The 14835-nt window shown below is 56.5% G+C and carries 14 protein-coding genes; 7 read left to right on the top strand and 7 right to left on the bottom strand.

Going from position 1 to position 14835, the window contains the following annotated elements; all coding sequences use genetic code 11:
* Nucleotides 1-7: 7 nt before the first annotated feature.
* Nucleotides 8-1156 (bottom strand): iron-containing alcohol dehydrogenase, encoded by a 1149-nt coding sequence (locus EGO56_RS15670; protein ID WP_135910059.1) that lies wholly within the window; start codon nucleotides 1154-1156, stop codon nucleotides 8-10.
* A 187-nt stretch (nucleotides 1157-1343) separates the two neighbouring features.
* Between EGO56_RS15670 and dtnK the strand changes: the two genes are divergently transcribed.
* The 3 genes from dtnK to EGO56_RS15655 are packed head-to-tail and all read left to right on the top strand — an operon-like array spanning nucleotide 1344 to nucleotide 4347.
* The gene (gene dtnK, locus EGO56_RS15665) at nucleotides 1344-2603 is read left to right on the top strand and encodes a D-threonate kinase (RefSeq protein ID WP_135910057.1); all 1260 of its coding nucleotides are present in this window, start codon (nucleotides 1344-1346) and stop codon (nucleotides 2601-2603) included.
* Complete coding sequence (locus EGO56_RS15660) at nucleotides 2596-3576, top strand: D-threonate 4-phosphate dehydrogenase (RefSeq protein ID WP_003854687.1); 981 nt, start codon at nucleotides 2596-2598, stop codon at nucleotides 3574-3576. The genes dtnK and EGO56_RS15660 overlap by 8 nt, the downstream gene beginning before the upstream one ends.
* A 6-nt stretch (nucleotides 3577-3582) precedes the next feature.
* On the top strand, nucleotides 3583-4347 hold the full coding sequence (locus tag EGO56_RS15655) for a DeoR/GlpR family DNA-binding transcription regulator (RefSeq protein WP_013356803.1): 765 nt from the start codon (nucleotides 3583-3585) through the stop codon (nucleotides 4345-4347).
* Nucleotides 4348-4427: 80 nt separating this feature from the next.
* Here EGO56_RS15655 and EGO56_RS15650 read toward each other — a convergent pair whose 3' ends face one another.
* The 4 genes from EGO56_RS15650 to EGO56_RS15635 form a co-directional block, all read right to left on the bottom strand.
* Nucleotides 4428-5720, bottom strand: a complete 1293-nt coding sequence (locus EGO56_RS15650; protein WP_135910055.1) for a glycoside hydrolase family 28 protein — start codon at nucleotides 5718-5720, stop codon at nucleotides 4428-4430.
* Nucleotides 5721-5894: 174 nt separating this feature from the next.
* Nucleotides 5895-6704 carry an adenosylmethionine decarboxylase gene (gene speD, locus EGO56_RS15645; protein WP_003854677.1) on the bottom strand — a complete coding sequence of 270 codons (810 nt, stop codon included), beginning with the start codon at nucleotides 6702-6704 and terminating at the stop codon, nucleotides 5895-5897.
* A gap of 28 nt (nucleotides 6705-6732) precedes the next feature.
* Nucleotides 6733-7596, bottom strand: coding sequence for a polyamine aminopropyltransferase (gene speE / locus EGO56_RS15640; protein ID WP_135910053.1), 864 nt, complete (start codon nucleotides 7594-7596; stop codon nucleotides 6733-6735).
* Nucleotides 7597-7698: 102 nt separating this feature from the next.
* On the bottom strand, nucleotides 7699-8046 hold the full coding sequence (locus tag EGO56_RS15635; protein ID WP_003854673.1) for a YacC family pilotin-like protein: 348 nt from the start codon (nucleotides 8044-8046) through the stop codon (nucleotides 7699-7701).
* A gap of 181 nt (nucleotides 8047-8227) precedes the next feature.
* On the opposite strand from EGO56_RS15635, the gene cueO reads away from it, so the two are divergent.
* The gene (gene cueO / locus EGO56_RS15630) at nucleotides 8228-9823 is read left to right on the top strand and encodes a multicopper oxidase CueO (RefSeq protein ID WP_135910052.1); all 1596 of its coding nucleotides are present in this window, start codon (nucleotides 8228-8230) and stop codon (nucleotides 9821-9823) included.
* On the opposite strand, the gene EGO56_RS15625 is transcribed toward cueO, so the two are convergent.
* The gene (locus tag EGO56_RS15625; RefSeq protein ID WP_135910049.1) at nucleotides 9824-11107 is read right to left on the bottom strand and encodes a cystathionine gamma-synthase family protein; all 1284 of its coding nucleotides are present in this window, start codon (nucleotides 11105-11107) and stop codon (nucleotides 9824-9826) included.
* 235 nt (nucleotides 11108-11342) lie between these two features.
* Here EGO56_RS15625 and hpt point away from each other — a divergent pair, with 235 nt between their 5' ends.
* Entirely contained in the window at nucleotides 11343-11879 is a 537-nt protein-coding gene (gene hpt / locus EGO56_RS15620; RefSeq protein WP_013356810.1) for a hypoxanthine phosphoribosyltransferase, read from the top strand.
* Nucleotides 11880-11960: 81 nt separating this feature from the next.
* Here hpt and can read toward each other — a convergent pair whose 3' ends face one another.
* Complete coding sequence (can, locus tag EGO56_RS15615) at nucleotides 11961-12617, bottom strand: carbonate dehydratase (protein ID WP_033784496.1); 657 nt, start codon at nucleotides 12615-12617, stop codon at nucleotides 11961-11963.
* A gap of 108 nt (nucleotides 12618-12725) precedes the next feature.
* Between can and EGO56_RS15610 the strand changes: the two genes are divergently transcribed.
* Together EGO56_RS15610 and EGO56_RS15605 are read left to right on the top strand one after the other, a co-directional pair.
* Nucleotides 12726-13655 carry an ABC transporter ATP-binding protein gene (locus tag EGO56_RS15610; RefSeq protein ID WP_033731601.1) on the top strand — a complete coding sequence of 310 codons (930 nt, stop codon included), beginning with the start codon at nucleotides 12726-12728 and terminating at the stop codon, nucleotides 13653-13655.
* Nucleotides 13652-14422 (top strand): ABC transporter permease, encoded by a 771-nt coding sequence (locus EGO56_RS15605; RefSeq protein WP_013356813.1) that lies wholly within the window; start codon nucleotides 13652-13654, stop codon nucleotides 14420-14422. Before EGO56_RS15610 ends, EGO56_RS15605 begins: the two co-directional genes overlap by 4 nt.
* Nucleotides 14423-14835 lie beyond the last annotated feature (413 nt).

Here is a 14835-nt window from a genome sequence, read left to right as displayed (position 1 = left end):
ATCCTCATTACGCCTGGCAGGAAGGGAACAGCGTCAGATAGACGGCGCGCACATCGTCGGCGGTGACCGCCATCGGCACGTTTTTCATCAGGCGCTGCACGTCGAGTGCCGCTTCCACTAAATAAGGCAGGTGATCCGGGCCGATGCCCAGTGCTTCCAGGCTGGCAGGCAACTGCAGCCGCGCAACCAGCGCGGTGAAGTAGTCGACCAGCGCGTGTGATTTCTCTTCATCGCTTAAACGGACGTCGGCGTCGGGCAGCAGGTCATAGGCCTGAGCGAATTTGCTCACCGCGGCCGGACGGACAAAGCGCATGCAGGGGGCCAGCAGAATGGCGTTGGCAACGCCGTGTGGCAGGTGATATTTGCCGCCAAGCGGATAGGACATCGCATGCACCAGATGCGTCCCGGCATGGGCAATCGATGCGCCGCCATAATAAGAGGCCCAGAGCATCTTCAGCCGTGCCTGCAGATTCTCCGGCTCGCGCAGCGTGGTTTCGAGATTCGCGAACAGCTTCTTCATCCCAATCAGCGCATAGTTGTCGCTGACCGGGTTAGCCACGTTGGCGGTGAAGCACTCAATCAGGTGACACAGGGCATCAATGCCGGTAGACGAGGCGATGTGCGGCGGCATGCTGGTGGTGAGTTCCGGCACCAGCGCCACCACATCGGGCAGCATCACCGGTGAAATAATGCCGACTTTGGTCTCTTTCTCCGGGATCGCCAGAATCGCATTCGGGGTCGCTTCTGAACCGGTGCCGGCAGTGGTCGGGATGAGCATTGAACGGGTGCGGCGCTGCGGTTTCTCGCCTGCCAGCAGGGCGTCCAGCGACGGTGCTCCGTCGATGCACAGCACCGAGAGCAGCTTCGCCACATCCAGCACGCTGCCACCGCCGATGCCAATCACCATGTCGGCCTGGCGCTGTGAGAGCGTTTCTGTAATCGCGGCCACATCATGCTGGCTCGGCTCGGGCGGCACGCTGTTGACCACACTGATACGCGGAATCTGATCCCGGAGTTGCCCCATCAGCGCCTGAACCGCCGGAATCGCTTCAATGTTCCGGTCAGTCACCACTATCGCTGTCGTTACGCCACTCAGCAGATAGCGCATGTCGTTTAACGCCTGATAACCGCTAATCACCGTGCTGTTAATGTTCATTTCATACCCTTTTTTCTGTCATGACTGAGCAGATGATTAATTTTGCTCAGCGCAATGCGATGTCAGTCACTCTCTGTGGCTAATTTTATAAGGCATATCGATTTCGATTAATTTGAACTTGCTCACATATAATCAATCATGATTGAATATAATCAAATGCAGCGGCAATAGCCTGACAGGAGTGAGGATGGGCTCATCAGTATGGAAAACCCCGGTGCTGGTCATCGCCGATGACTTTACCGGTGCCAACGATGCCGGTAGCGGACTGGCACAGGCCGGTGCCCGTGTACATGTGCTGTTCGGCACCACCGCGCCGCAGCCCGACGAGGCGGCGGATGTGCTGGTAATCAGCACCGACAGCCGTGCTGTCAGTGCTACTCAGGCTGCAGAGCGCGTCACGCAGGTGGTACAGCATTACGCGGCACAGCTTCAGCAGGGCTGGCTGTTTAAAAAGATCGACTCCACGCTGCGCGGCAACGTCGGTGCTGAAACGGTGGCGGCACTGCGCGCCAGCAGCAAAAAAATGGCGCTGGTGGCACCAGCCGTACCGCGACTGGGCCGCACCACACGTGACGGTAACGTGTGGGTTAATCAGCGTTTACTGAACGACACCGAATTTGCCAGCGATCCCAAAACCCCGATCCTCAGCGCCTGCATTCTCGATCAGATGCAGATCGAGGGCTCAGAGATCGATCTCGCCACGCTGCGCAGCGATCGGCTGGATGCCGTGCTGGCGGCTGCGCAGGGCGTGGTGGTGGTAGATGCCGAAACGGAGGCCGACCTGGCGCGACTCATTACCGCTGCGGCGCGGCTGGCAGAGAAGCCTCTGCTGGTCGGGGCCGCCGGATTAAGCGATGCGCTGGGCGCTGCGCTCTCTGTTCGCCCGTCGCGGCCCGTGCTGGCGGTGGTGGGATCGATGAGTCGTCAGGCAGAGCAGCAGATCGCCACGCTGCTTAACCAGCACGCGGTTGAGATCGTGGATGTTGATATTCGTCAGCTGTTTCAGCAGCCCGCCTGGCGTGGCCGGGAGCGCTGGATTGAACAGGCAGCTGCCGCACTGCGCGCCGGTCGCCATACGGTGATCCGCACCTGCCAGCATGCATCGCAGCGACACGCGATCGAGGATCTCTGCCAGCAGCACCGCGTGACGCGCCAGCAGCTGGGCGAGGCGATCTGTCAGCTGCTGGGCGAAATGACGCTGAGTCTGTGCCAGGCACAGCTGCCGCATGCGCTCTATCTGTCGGGCGGCGACGTGGCGATAGCCGTTGCTCAGGCGCTGGGGGCCAGCGGCTTTAAAATTCAGGGTCTGGTGGCGGGCTGTGTGCCGCACGGGGTTCTGCTTAACAGTGAATTTACTCTGCCGGTGATGACCAAAGCGGGTGGCTTTGGTGATGAAAATACCCTGGTAGCAGCCATTGGTTTTATTGAGGAGAAGTCGAGTGAGTAAAATTATTGCGATCACCATGGGCGATCCGGCGGGCATCAGCCCGGAAATCATCATCAAAGCGCTCTCTGAAGGTGAGCTGAACGGCATCCCTGCCGTGGTGATTGGCTGTGCCAGTACGCTGCGCCGCATTATGGCGATGAACATCACACCCCAGGCCGAGCTGCGGGTGCTGGATCGGGTACAGGATGCACGGTTTGCGCCCGGCATTATCAATGTGATCGATGAGCCGCTGGCCGATCCCGACGCGCTGAAACCTGGCGTGGTACAGAAAGAGGCCGGGGATCTGGCGTGGCGCTGCGTGAAGCGTGCCACTGAGCTGGCACTGGCCGGTGAGGTGCATGCCATAGCCACCGCGCCGCTGAATAAAGAGGCGATGCATGCGGCGGGCCATCTCTATCCGGGTCATACCGAACTGCTGGCGCACCTGACTGACACCAAAGATTACGCCATGGTGCTCTACACCGATAAGCTGAAAGTGATTCATGTCACGACGCACATTGCACTGCGTAAGTTCCTCGACACGCTCAATCAGACACGCATCAAAACCGTGATTGGTATGGCGGACACCTTCCTGCGTCGTGTGGGTTACAGCGCCCCGCGTATCGCCGTGGCGGGCGTCAATCCGCATGCCGGTGAAAACGGGCTGTTTGGCGATGAGGAGATCACCACCGTTGCCCCGGCGATTGAGGCGATGAAAGCGCAGGGGATTGATGTCTCCGGGCCTTGCCCGCCGGACACGGTGTTCCTGCAGTGCCAGGATGGACGCTATGACATGGTGGTGGCGATGTACCACGATCAGGGGCACATCCCGCTTAAACTGCTGGGCTTCTATGATGGCGTGAACATTACCGCAGGTCTGCCGTTTATCCGCACCTCTGCTGACCACGGCACGGCATTTGATATCGCCTGGACAGGTAAAGCGAAGTCTGACAGCATGGCGATCTCGATTAAACTCGCGATGCAGCTCGCATAGGGAAATATGAAGGGACAGAGCCGTCTTGACCAGATTATGGATTACCTGAAAAGCCATAATCTGGTGACTGTTGAGCAACTGGTCAGTGCGATTTCCGCCTCACCCGCCACGATTCGACGTGATTTAATTAAGCTGGATAAAGAGGGCGTGATCAGCCGCAGTCATGGCGGCGTTACCCTGAATCGTTTTATTCCTGCGCAGCCGACCACGCTGGAGAAAATGCAGCGGAACCTGGCCGAGAAGCAGGCGATCGCCGAGTGCGCCGCCAGCTTTGTCCGGGCGGGCGATGCGGTGGTGCTGGATGCAGGAACCACCATGCTGGAGCTGGCGCGACAGCTCACGCATCTGCCGCTGCGTGTCATTACTGCCGACCTGCACATTGCGCTGTTTCTGTCTGAGTTCAAGCAGATCGAAGTGACGATAATTGGCGGCCGGATCGACGACTCCAGTCAGTCCTGTGTGGGTGAACATGGACGGCGGTTGCTGCGCAGCATCAATCCCGATATCGCGTTTGTCAGCTGTAACTCCTGGAGCCTTGAGCGCGGCATTACCACGCCGACTGAAGAGAAAGCGGGGCTGAAACATGACCTGCTGGCTAATGCGGCGCGCCGGGTTCTGCTGGCGGACAGCAGTAAATATGGCTCCTGGTCGCTGTTCTGCGCGTCACCGGTGGATGATCTGACCGATGTAGTGACCGACAGCCGGTTAGACGAGGATGTCTGCCGCACGCTGCGCGAGCGCGGTATTACGCTGGCGCTGACCTCTGCCTGAACTGAACGCGCCGTGCTTCTCTGACCTTATCGTAAAGCAGGGTGAGAGCAGCACCGCGCGTTTATCTTCTGCAGTCGCCGTTAACGCGCGTAGGCGTCATGCTCTTCGCGCGTCATTGCCGGCGCGTCTACCGTAATCCGCTCAAACCTCAGATTCGTTACGCCCGCTATTTTGCCAAACTCCTGCGCCTGCAGCGTGATGTCGCTGAAACTCAGCCGTTCAATCGGATTTTCCGGCGTGCCTTCAATAAAAAAGGCGCGGGAAAACACCGCAGGCTCAGTCAGGCTGCTGCTGATATGACTGATACTGATATTCTCAACCCGCGTCAGGCCAGCATCACCTGTGACGCCTGACGCCAGCTTACGCCAGTGCGAAGGCTGTTCGGTGTCGGCGGGCTGCTCGCTGTAGCTGTACTGCGGGAACCAGTTCAGCTGCAGCATAAACGGATAACAGACATCCTCCATCTTCAGATGGCGAACCACGATGTTTTTGATCCAGCCGCCGCGATTCCGGGCTGACTTGATGCGAAAGCCGACGCCGGTTCCAGAGAAGCGGTTATGTTCGATGATGACATTTTCGATACCGCCAGAGGTTTCGCTGCCAAGGGTAATGCCCGAACCTTTCAGCAGGGTGCAGTCGCGAATAATGATATCGCGTGCGGTTCTGCCGAGCTGCTGTGCTTCCGCGCCGCGACCCGATTTCACGCAGATATTGTCGTCATTGCAGGAGACCGTACAGCCCTCCACACGCACTAACTGGCTGGAATCAATATCAATGCCGTCGGTGCTGGGGCCGGTGTCGTTCATGACACGTAGCCTCTGCAGATTCACCTGTTTCGAATAGCAGACGTGCAGGTTCCAGAAGCCGGAATCCTGTGAAGTAAAGTCCTCCAGCGTCACGCATTCGCTCTCGTAAACCACCACGTTACGTGGACGTTTGCAGTCGTAATCCACCACCCAGCGCAGGCCGCGACGGGTATAGTCCGCCAGCATCCCGCTGTTCTCGTCGTCGCCCCAGAATTTATTCCACCAGACGGCACCCTGTCCGTCGAGCGTGCCGCTGCCGCAGACGGTGACGTTGCGGCAGTGATTGATGTTAAGCATTGCCGCGGGCCAGACCATATCAATCCCTGCCACCCGCGTAGCGATGTCCGGGTAGTCCTCCAGCCGCTGGCTGCCGAGCAGCACGGCATCTTTCGCCAGCTCCAGCGTCATCTCACTTTTCAGAAACAGCGCACCGGTCAGAAAGCGGCCCGCCGGGATCAGCACCGTGTCGCCTGCTGATGCGCTATCAATCGCGCGCTGTATCGCCTGAGTGGAAAGTGAGGTGGCGTCCGGGACGGCAGCGAAATCAATAATGTTAATTCTTGCCATTTTTTTTGCCTGTAGTGGTTGAGAAATAAGCGTTCAGCGCTGAAAGTAGCACGCTCTGACAGGCAAATTATTGCTGGCGATCAGGGAATTACGGCGGTTGCCGTGATGAAAGGTCGGAGGGATAAGCGGGAAGAGACGCGCAGGTTATGGGGTGTCACGCTGCGCGCCGGATCATCAGAGGGTCTTCAGGCCCACTGAGGGGATATTTCTGCCGTAGTAGATTTCACGCATCTCTTTCCACAGCAGGTCAGTAATACGCTTGTGCTCCTGCGGGCTGAGATCTTCCGGGCGGGTGTTAAACAGGTAGTGTTTCAGGTCGAACTCTTTCAGCAACATCTTGGTATGGAAGATGTTCTCCTGATAGACATTCACATCCACCATGTCATACATCGCTTTCATATCGTCAGACATGAAGTTCTGAATCGAATTGATCTCGTGATCGATAAAGTGCTTCATCCCTTTCACGTCACGGGTAAAACCGCGCACCCGGTAATCGACGGTAACGATGTCTGACTCCAGCTGGTGGATCAGGTAGTTCAGCGCCTTGAGCGGTGAGATCACGCCGCAGGTTGAGACTTCAATGTCCGCGCGGAAGGTGCAGAGCCCGCCTTCAGGATGGCTTTCCGGATAGGTATGCACGCAGATATGGCTTTTATCCAGATGCGCCACCACCGAATTGGGCAGCGGGCCAGGATGCTCGGAGTTATCGATATCTTTGGGATCGATCGGCTCTTCGCTGACCAGAATCGTGACGCTGGCCCCCTGCGGTTCATAATCCTGGCGCGCAATATTAAGCACGTTAGCCCCAATAATGGAGCAGGTTTCGGTCAGGATTTCCGTCAGACGGTTGGCGTTATATTGTTCATCAATGTAGGCGATATAACCATCGCGTTCAGCTTCAGTATTCGCATAGCAGATATCGTAAATACAAAAACTCAGGCTTTTCGTCAGGTTGTTGAAGCCATGTAGTTTTAGCTTTTGCAATTTTGTTCACCCCCTCAAAAATGCCCTGTCAGCACGCGGCTGATAGCGCATTTAACAGATATTGTGGCAGGGCAAAGCTGCCGGTATGGATCGCTGGTGTGTAGTAACGGCAGGTCAGGCCAGCAGCCCCGAAACGCGCCTGCAGGGTGGCGGTATCGAGCTGGCGCAGCGCCGGATTATCGCTCGCCCAGGCAAAGGTCATGATGCCGCCGTAATAGGTCGGAATCGCTGCCTGATAGAAACTGACATCCGCAAAGTAATGGCCCAGCTTGCGATGGCTGTTTACGGCCTCATCCTGCTGCAGGAAGCAGACGCCATTCTGCGCCACGAAGATGCCATTTTCATTAAGGGCCGCTTTGCAGCCGGCATAAAATTCGGAGGTAAACAGACTCTCGCCCGGACCAATCGGATCGGTGCAGTCGGAGATGATGACATCGAATCTTTCCTGCGTCTGATTAACGAAGTTAACCCCGTCATCGATCACCAGCGTAAAGCGCGGATCGTCATAGGCGCCTGCGCTGTGGTTCGGCAGATACTGGCGACAAAAGGTCACCACGCCTGCATCAATTTCCACCATGGTAATCTTTTCGATTTCCGGATGACGTGACACTTCACGCAGCATGGCGCCGTCGCCACCGCCGATGATCAGGACGCTCTTCGCCGCGCCGTGCGCCAGCAGCGGAACGTGGGTCATCATTTCATGATAGATAAATTCGTCGCGTTCGGTGGTCTGCACCACGCCGTCCAGCGCCATTACGCGGCCCATCGCGGCATTTTCGAAAATGATTAAATCCTGATGCGCAGTCTTTTCACGGTACAGCTCTTTATCTACCGTGAAATACTGGCCAAAACCGGCATGAAGGGTTTCATACCACGTTTCATTGTGGGCCATGGTGCTCTCCTCTGATGACATCGCCATGAAGATGGGCGGCACATGATAGCTAACACTGACCGTGGTTGCACGGTCAATGTCCGGCAGCAGAGGGCAGGGTAATTACCTGACGTAGGCCAGCAGGCTCAGTGAATCGCGGGCCAGTGACTTGCACTTTTTGTCGTTGGTGATGGCGATGCCGCTGAGATCGCGATAGCTGTCTTCACCCAGCGCTTTCATGTTGTAGTTGCTGTAGTTGCTTAAATCCCAGCGGTTCTGCTGAGCAAAAAAGACCAGCGCTTTGCGAATCTGTGCGTCCGGTAAATCCTGATAGCCACAATCATTTTTCAGATAGACAAAAACCGCCGTAAGATCGGCCAGATCTTCCGCTTCGGATTCGCTCAGGGCAAAACTGGTGGAGGAGAAGCCAAGGAGTCCCGTCAGCAGCAGGATCCTGATACTTTGCTTCATAGTCGTTCTCTTCAATGGATATTGCTAATGACGTTAGCACAGTTATTCTCAGGTTTTCGATTAATTTGGCGCTGTGAGCCGCTGTACCGCCTTTTTTCATCAGATTCTCACGGCTAACACTTGACCTTCCCATAAGGTCAGGGTTTAGGCTGTGCGCTCTGATGCCACAAGGATGATCACCATGCAACGTCGCCACTTCCTGAAACTCACCGCCGCACTAAGTGCAGCCGGAGCCCTGCCGCTCTGGAGCCGTTCGCTGATGGCAGCCACCCGTCCGCTGCTGCCGATTCCGTCACTGCTGGAAGCGGATGCCAGGGGCAGCTACAGCCTTACCGCGATGCAGGGCACTACGCAGTGGAACGGCAAAGCGGTGCCGACCTGGGGCTATAACGGCAGCCTGCTGGGACCGGTGCTGAAGTTGCAGAGTGGCAAACCGGTGACGGTGAATATCCATAACCGGCTCAGCGAAGCGACTACCCTGCACTGGCACGGGCTGGAAATCCCCGGCGCGGTAGATGGCGGTCCGCAGGCCGTGATTGCGCCTGGCGCTTCGCGTCAGGTCTCTTTTACCCCTGACCAGCCCGCTGCAACCTGCTGGTATCATCCGCATTTGCATGGCAAAACCGGGCATCAGGTCGCACAGGGACTCGCGGGACTGATTCTGCTGGAAGACAAGGAGAGCGGCACGCTGCGCCTGCCCACGCAGTGGGGCGTGGATGATGTGCCACTGATTTTCCAGGATAAGCAGCTGACCAAAGATGGGCGCCTTATCGATTATCAGCTCGACGTGATGCGTGCGGCCGTGGGCTGGTTTGGCGACATGATGCTGACCAACGGCGTGCAGTATCCGCAGCATGCGGTGCCGCGTGGCTGGCTGCGTCTGCGTATGCTGAACGGCTGTAATGCCCGTTCGCTGCACGTTGCCGCCAGTGATAAACGTCCTCTTTATGTGATCGCCAGCGATGGTGGCCTGCTGGCTGAGCCGGTGAAGCTCGACGCACTGCCGATCCTGCCGGGCGAGCGTTTTGAGGTGATGATCGATACTTCTGACGGTAAAGCGTTTGATCTGGTGACTCTGCCGACGGATCAGATGGGCATGACGCTGCCGCCGTTTGATCAGCCGCTGCCGCTGGTACAGATCCTGCCGCTGCGAGTGATGGCCAGCGCCACACTGCCGGATAAGCTGGCAACGCTGCCTGCGCTACCCGCCACCGACGGGCTGACGACTCGCTGGCTGCAGCTGATGATGGACCCGCAGCTGGACCAGCAGGGAATGCAGGCATTGATGCAGCGCTACGGCGAGAAAGCGATGGGCAAGGGCGGTCATCATTCGATGCCGGAGAAAACGGCTGACGAGCCGATGCCGCCAATGGAAAACATGGAAGGGATGGATCACAGCATGCACGGCATGGCGCAGCCCGCAGGTTACGATTTCCGTAACGGCAATAAGATTAACGGCCAGGCCTTTGATATGACGAAGCCGTCATTTGCGGTGAAGCTGGGTGATTATGAGAAGTGGACGATTTCAGGGGAAGGTGACGCCATGCTGCATCCGTTCCACATTCACGGCACCCAGTTCCGTATTCTCTCCGAGAACGGCAAACCGCCCGCCCCGCATCGGCAGGGCTGGAAAGATATGGTGAATGTCGACGGCTGGCGCAGTGAAGTGCTGGTGCGCTTCAACTATGTCGCCGCCGCCGAACACGCTTACATGGCCCACTGTCATCTGCTGGAGCATGAAGACACCGGCATGATGCTGGGCTTTACTGTGAGCTGATTACGCCTGATCGAGCGCCAGCCTGATGTCTTCAATCAGGTCACCGGCGCTCTCGATGCCAATCGACAGCCGCACCGTGGCGTCAGTGATACCTATACGCTGACGCACCGCCTGCGGCACGCCGGAGTGGGTGGTGCTGCCAGGATGGCTGGCCAGCGACTCGGTGCCACCCAGGCTCACCGCCTGTTTAAACAGCGACAGCGCATTGAGAAAACGGAACGCAGCGGGCTGATCGCCGACGATATCAAACGAGAAGGTCGAACCTGCGCCGCTGCACTGTTCGCGATACGTTTTCCCTTCGGCGCTCTCCGCATCCAGATAGGGCAGCCAGTGCAGCTTCGCCACTTTCGGGTGATCGCGCAGAAACGCCGCGACCGCTTCGGCATTGTGAAAGGCTTTCTCCATCCGCAACGATAATGTTTCCAGCGAGCGGCTGAGCATCCAGCTTGAGTGCGGGTCCAGCTGCGTGCCAATGGCGCTGCGCAGGGCGCGGACTTTCGCCATCAGCGCCTTACTGCCCATCGCCGCGCCCGCAATCAGGTCAGAGTGACCGCCCACATATTTGGTCAGCGAGTAGAGCGACAGATCCGCGCCCAGCGTCAGTGGCTGCTGGAACAGCGGGCCGAGCAGGGTGTTATCACAGGCGATAATCGGTCGTGAACCCTGCTGCTGGTCAATCTCATCGGCGATGCGCGCCATCAGGCGGATATTGACAAGGCTGTTGGTGGGATTTGCGGGTGTTTCAATCAGGATCACCGCCACCCGGCCCTGAGCCATCGCCTGCTGTGCGGCTTCACGCACTTTGACTTCATCATTCCCGTCGCTGAAACCAACCGCTTTAATATCCAGATTGTGCAGCGTTTTGCTGAGCAGCGTTTCAGTGCCGCCATACAGCGGCTGGGAGTGCAGGATCACCTCGCCCGGGCGGGCAAACGTCAGCAGGGCCGTAGAGATGGCGGCCATGCCGGAAGAGAAGAGCGAACAGCTCTCCGCCTGCTCATAAACCGCCAGCCGGTCTTCAACAATTTCGCTGTTAGGATGGTTAAAGCGGGAGTAGACCAGCCCACCCGATTTACCTTCCGGCGGCTCACGACGACCTGAGACATAATCAAAGAAGTCCCGTCCCTCTTCGGCGCTGTTAAAAACAAAGGTTGAAGTCAGAAACACCGGCGGCTTCACCGCACCTTCAGAAAGGCGGGGATCATAGCCATAGTTCAGCATCTGGGTTTCGGGGTGCAGCGGCCTGTCGCCGATATGCGTCTTTTTACTTGATGATGAAGTCATTGTGATCTCCGGCCAGCGGCGCGAGTAGGGTAACGATATGTTGGATAAAGGCTACCACGCAGCGAATCATGCTGGTAAATGCCAGAATGTTCTAAGGTAATGCGCATTTCAGTCAGCCGCCGGCAGCAGGGAATAATTTTCGCGACGTAATCGTTTGCATACAGGGTCGCACAGCCGTCACTGCTGCGTCTGTGATAGACTTCGGGGCTTTTCTGACGTAACCGGGCTGAACGCAATGAAACACACTGTTGAAGTGATGATCCCTGAAGAGGCAATCGCCACGCGCATCGCTGAACTGGGCAAAGAGATTAACGAGCACTACCGCGACAGCGGCAGCGATATGGTGCTGGTGGGGCTGCTGCGCGGCTCATTCATGTTCATGGCTGATCTCTGTCGCGCCATTGATGTGCCGCATGAAGTCGACTTTATGACGGCATCCAGTTACGGCAGCGGCATGTCCAGCACGCGTGATGTGAAAATCCTGAAAGATCTGGATGAAGACATTCGTGGCAAGGATGTGCTGATCGTTGAAGATATCATCGACTCCGGCAACACCCTGAGCAAAGTGCGTGAGATTCTGCAGCTGCGTCAGCCAAAATCACTGGCGATCTGTACCCTGCTGGATAAGCCAGAGCGCCGTGAAGTTGAAGTCAATGTCGAGTATGTCGGCTTTGCCATTCCGGATGAGTTCGTGGTGGGCTTTGGTATCGACTACGCTCAGCACTATCGCCATCTGCCTTACATCGGCAAAGTGGTGCCGCTGGAATCCTGATACTGCTCTGACCGCACATTCTTCCAAGGCCTGCACCCGATGCCTGGTGTAGGCTATGTCGCGCTTTACGCCGCGATCGGCTCAGGCCTCGCCGTTCATCTGCAGATTAGCAATGCCGTGACGATAGCGCTGTTCAAGGATCTCCCGGCTGTTTGCCGTGACATCCAGGTTACGCAGGCAGCCATCCTGAATGCCGTAAACCCAGCCGTGCAGGGAGACATCCTTGCCACGTTTCCAGGCAGATTGCAGAACGGTCGAGTGCCCCAGGTTATAGACCTGTTCAATAACGTTGATTTCGCACAGTTTGTCCAGACGCTTATCCGGCGGGAGTTCCCCCAGCAACACGCTATGCTTGTACCAGAGGTCGCGGATGTGCAGCAGCCAGTTGTCGATTAACCCCAGCTCCGGGTTATCCATCGCCGCCTGCACGCCGCCGCAGCCGTAGTGGCCGCATACGATAACGTGTTCCACTTCCAGCACTTCGATAGCGTACTGCACCACGGACAGACAGTTCAGATCGGTGTGGATCACCAGATTGGCAACGTTGCGGTGAACGAAGAGCTCGCCCGGTTCCAGTCCGGTCAGGCGCTCGGCAGGGACACGGCTGTCAGAACAGCCAATCCACAGGAAGCGCGGTTTTTGTGCCTGGGCGAGCCGCTCAAAAAAGCTGGGATCTTCTTCAACCAGCAGTTTTGACCATTCGCGGTTGTTTCTGATCAGGGTATTGATGTCTGTCATGGCGTTGAGCGACCGGTTACTGCGCAAAGTGCGCGCGCGTACTATATGCCAGGGCCTGATAAATTTAAACGGCATTGCAATGCCATCAAAACAGGGTATGGATGCAGAATGACTTATGCACTGGAACTTTCCCGGCTGACCAAGACCTATCCCGGCGGCGTGCAGGCGCTGAAGGGCATCGATCTTAACGTTGAAGCGGGTGACTTTTATGCACTGCTGGGGCCAAACGGTGCCGGTAAATCGACCACCATCGGGATTATCAGTTCGCTGGTCAATAAATCCGAAGGTAGCGTGCGGGTGTTTGGCTACGATTTAGAAAAAGATGTGGTGAATGCCAAGCGCCAGCTCGGCCTGGTGCCGCAGGAGTTTAACTTCAACCCGTTTGAGACGGTGATGCAGATCGTCGTGAATCAGGCGGGTTACTACGGCGTTGAGCGTCGTGAAGCGAATGAGCGGGCAGAAAAATATCTGAAGCAGCTCGACCTGTGGGGCAAACGCAGCGAACGTGCGCGCATGCTCTCCGGCGGGATGAAGCGCCGCCTGATGATCGCCCGAGCACTGATGCACGAACCAAAACTGCTGATTCTGGATGAGCCGACGGCTGGCGTGGATATCGAACTGCGTCGCTCAATGTGGGTGTTCCTGAAAGATCTCAATGCTAAAGGCACTACCATCATTCTCACCACCCACTATCTGGAAGAAGCCGAGATGCTGTGCCGTAACATCGGCATCATCCAGAGCGGTGAGCTGGTGGAAAACACCTCTATGAAAGAACTGCTGTCCAAGCTCAAATCAGAAACCTTTATCCTGGATCTGGCACCGCGCAGTCCGCTGCCGAAACTGGAGGGCTTCCAGTACCGGCTGACCGATACCTCAACGCTGGAAGTGGAAGTGCTGCGTGAGCAGGGCCTCAACAGCGTCTTCAGCCAGCTGAGTGCGCAGGGTGTGCAGGTGCTGAGTATGCGCAATAAAGCCAACCGTCTGGAAGAGCTGTTCGTTGGCCTGACGACGCAGGGAAAAACAGGAGCAAAAGCATGACACATTTGTACTGGGTGGCGCTGAAAAGCATCTGGGCCAAAGAGGTTAACCGTTTCGCCCGTATCTGGATCCAGACGCTGGTGCCGCCGGTCATCACCATGACGCTCTATTTCATCATCTTTGGTAACCTGATCGGGTCGCGCATTGGTGAGATGCACGGCTTCAGCTATATGCAGTTTATTGTGCCGGGATTGATCATGATGGCGGTGATCACCAACGCCTATGCCAACGTGGCATCATCGTTCTTCAGTGCCAAGTTCCAGCGCAACATTGAAGAGCTGCTCGTTGCACCTGTGCCGACCCACATTATCATTGCCGGTTATGTAGGCGGCGGTGTGGCGCGTGGCGTCTGCGTCGGCATTCTGGTGACGGCCATCTCGCTGTTCTTTGTGCCGTTCCACGTGCACTCCTGGTCGATGGTGGCAATTACGCTGCTGCTGACCGCGATTCTGTTTTCACTGGCCGGTCTGCTCAACGCCGTCTTTGCGCGCACCTTTGACGATATCAGCCTGATCCCGACCTTTGTGCTGACGCCACTGACCTATCTGGGCGGCGTATTCTATTCGCTGAGTCTGCTGCCGCCGATCTGGCAGGCTGTCTCTAAACTGAATCCAATCGTTTATATGATTAGCGGATTCCGTTATGGCTTCCTGGGTATTAATGATGTGCCGCTGGTCTTTACGCTCTCGGTACTGGTGGCCTTTATTCTGGTGTTCTACTGGCTGGTCTATGCGCTGATTCAGCGCGGACGCGGACTGCGCACCTGACAATACGTTGAATGGTAAGGGCCACGCTGCAATAAGGGCGTGGCTTTTTTTTTGGTGAGTGAAAAACAACCCGAACTACGGTTCTCCCTGGCCTTAAAAACGACGTTAAAACCTGCTTGGTGATTTCTTTTCTGACTCTGAAGCCGCTCACGGCCTCGCTTTCATCCTTTTTCACAAAAAGTAACCCTAAGTATTATCTGATAATAATCAGTCATCTTTCGCTATCTTAATGATTCTTAACTGTTAAATATTTTTTAAGAATAGGCTTAAAGGCTGGCTGTTGTTTATTTGATTATGAATTATCAAAATACCGCCGGAATAAAGTTATTCCTCTGCTCAGGGATGAACGAGTGGGTTAAGAGTCTTCTTAATAAGCAAAATGGCATCTTAAACAGGGCCAGTTTTTAATCAAA

It is taken from the genome of Pantoea vagans, assembly GCF_004792415.1.
Classification (GTDB): Bacteria; Pseudomonadota; Gammaproteobacteria; order Enterobacterales; family Enterobacteriaceae; genus Pantoea; species Pantoea vagans.
The sequence above is the reverse complement of the archived record's forward strand: the minus strand, read 5'-3'. Positions and strand labels throughout refer to the sequence as shown.

Bases quoted from the DNA above. Each gene is read 5' to 3' on its own strand.
- hpt (WP_013356810.1), top strand. From the start codon at position 11,343: ATGAAACACACTGTTGAAGTGATGATCCCTGAAGAGGCAATCGCCACG.
- EGO56_RS15655 (WP_013356803.1), top strand. From the start codon at position 3,583: ATGAAGGGACAGAGCCGTCTTGACCAGATTATGGATTACCTGAAAAGC.
- EGO56_RS15605 (WP_013356813.1), top strand. From the start codon at position 13,652: ATGACACATTTGTACTGGGTGGCGCTGAAAAGCATCTGGGCCAAAGAG.
- EGO56_RS15670 (WP_135910059.1), bottom strand. From the start codon at position 1,156: ATGAACATTAACAGCACGGTGATTAGCGGTTATCAGGCGTTAAACGAC.
- EGO56_RS15610 (WP_033731601.1), top strand. From the start codon at position 12,726: ATGACTTATGCACTGGAACTTTCCCGGCTGACCAAGACCTATCCCGGC.
- EGO56_RS15650 (WP_135910055.1), bottom strand. From the start codon at position 5,720: ATGGCAAGAATTAACATTATTGATTTCGCTGCCGTCCCGGACGCCACC.
- cueO (WP_135910052.1), top strand. From the start codon at position 8,228: ATGCAACGTCGCCACTTCCTGAAACTCACCGCCGCACTAAGTGCAGCC.
- EGO56_RS15625 (WP_135910049.1), bottom strand. From the start codon at position 11,107: ATGACTTCATCATCAAGTAAAAAGACGCATATCGGCGACAGGCCGCTG.
- dtnK (WP_135910057.1), top strand. From the start codon at position 1,344: ATGGGCTCATCAGTATGGAAAACCCCGGTGCTGGTCATCGCCGATGAC.
- speE (WP_135910053.1), bottom strand. From the start codon at position 7,596: ATGGCCCACAATGAAACGTGGTATGAAACCCTTCATGCCGGTTTTGGC.
- can (WP_033784496.1), bottom strand. From the start codon at position 12,617: ATGACAGACATCAATACCCTGATCAGAAACAACCGCGAATGGTCAAAA.
- EGO56_RS15635 (WP_003854673.1), bottom strand. From the start codon at position 8,046: ATGAAGCAAAGTATCAGGATCCTGCTGCTGACGGGACTCCTTGGCTTC.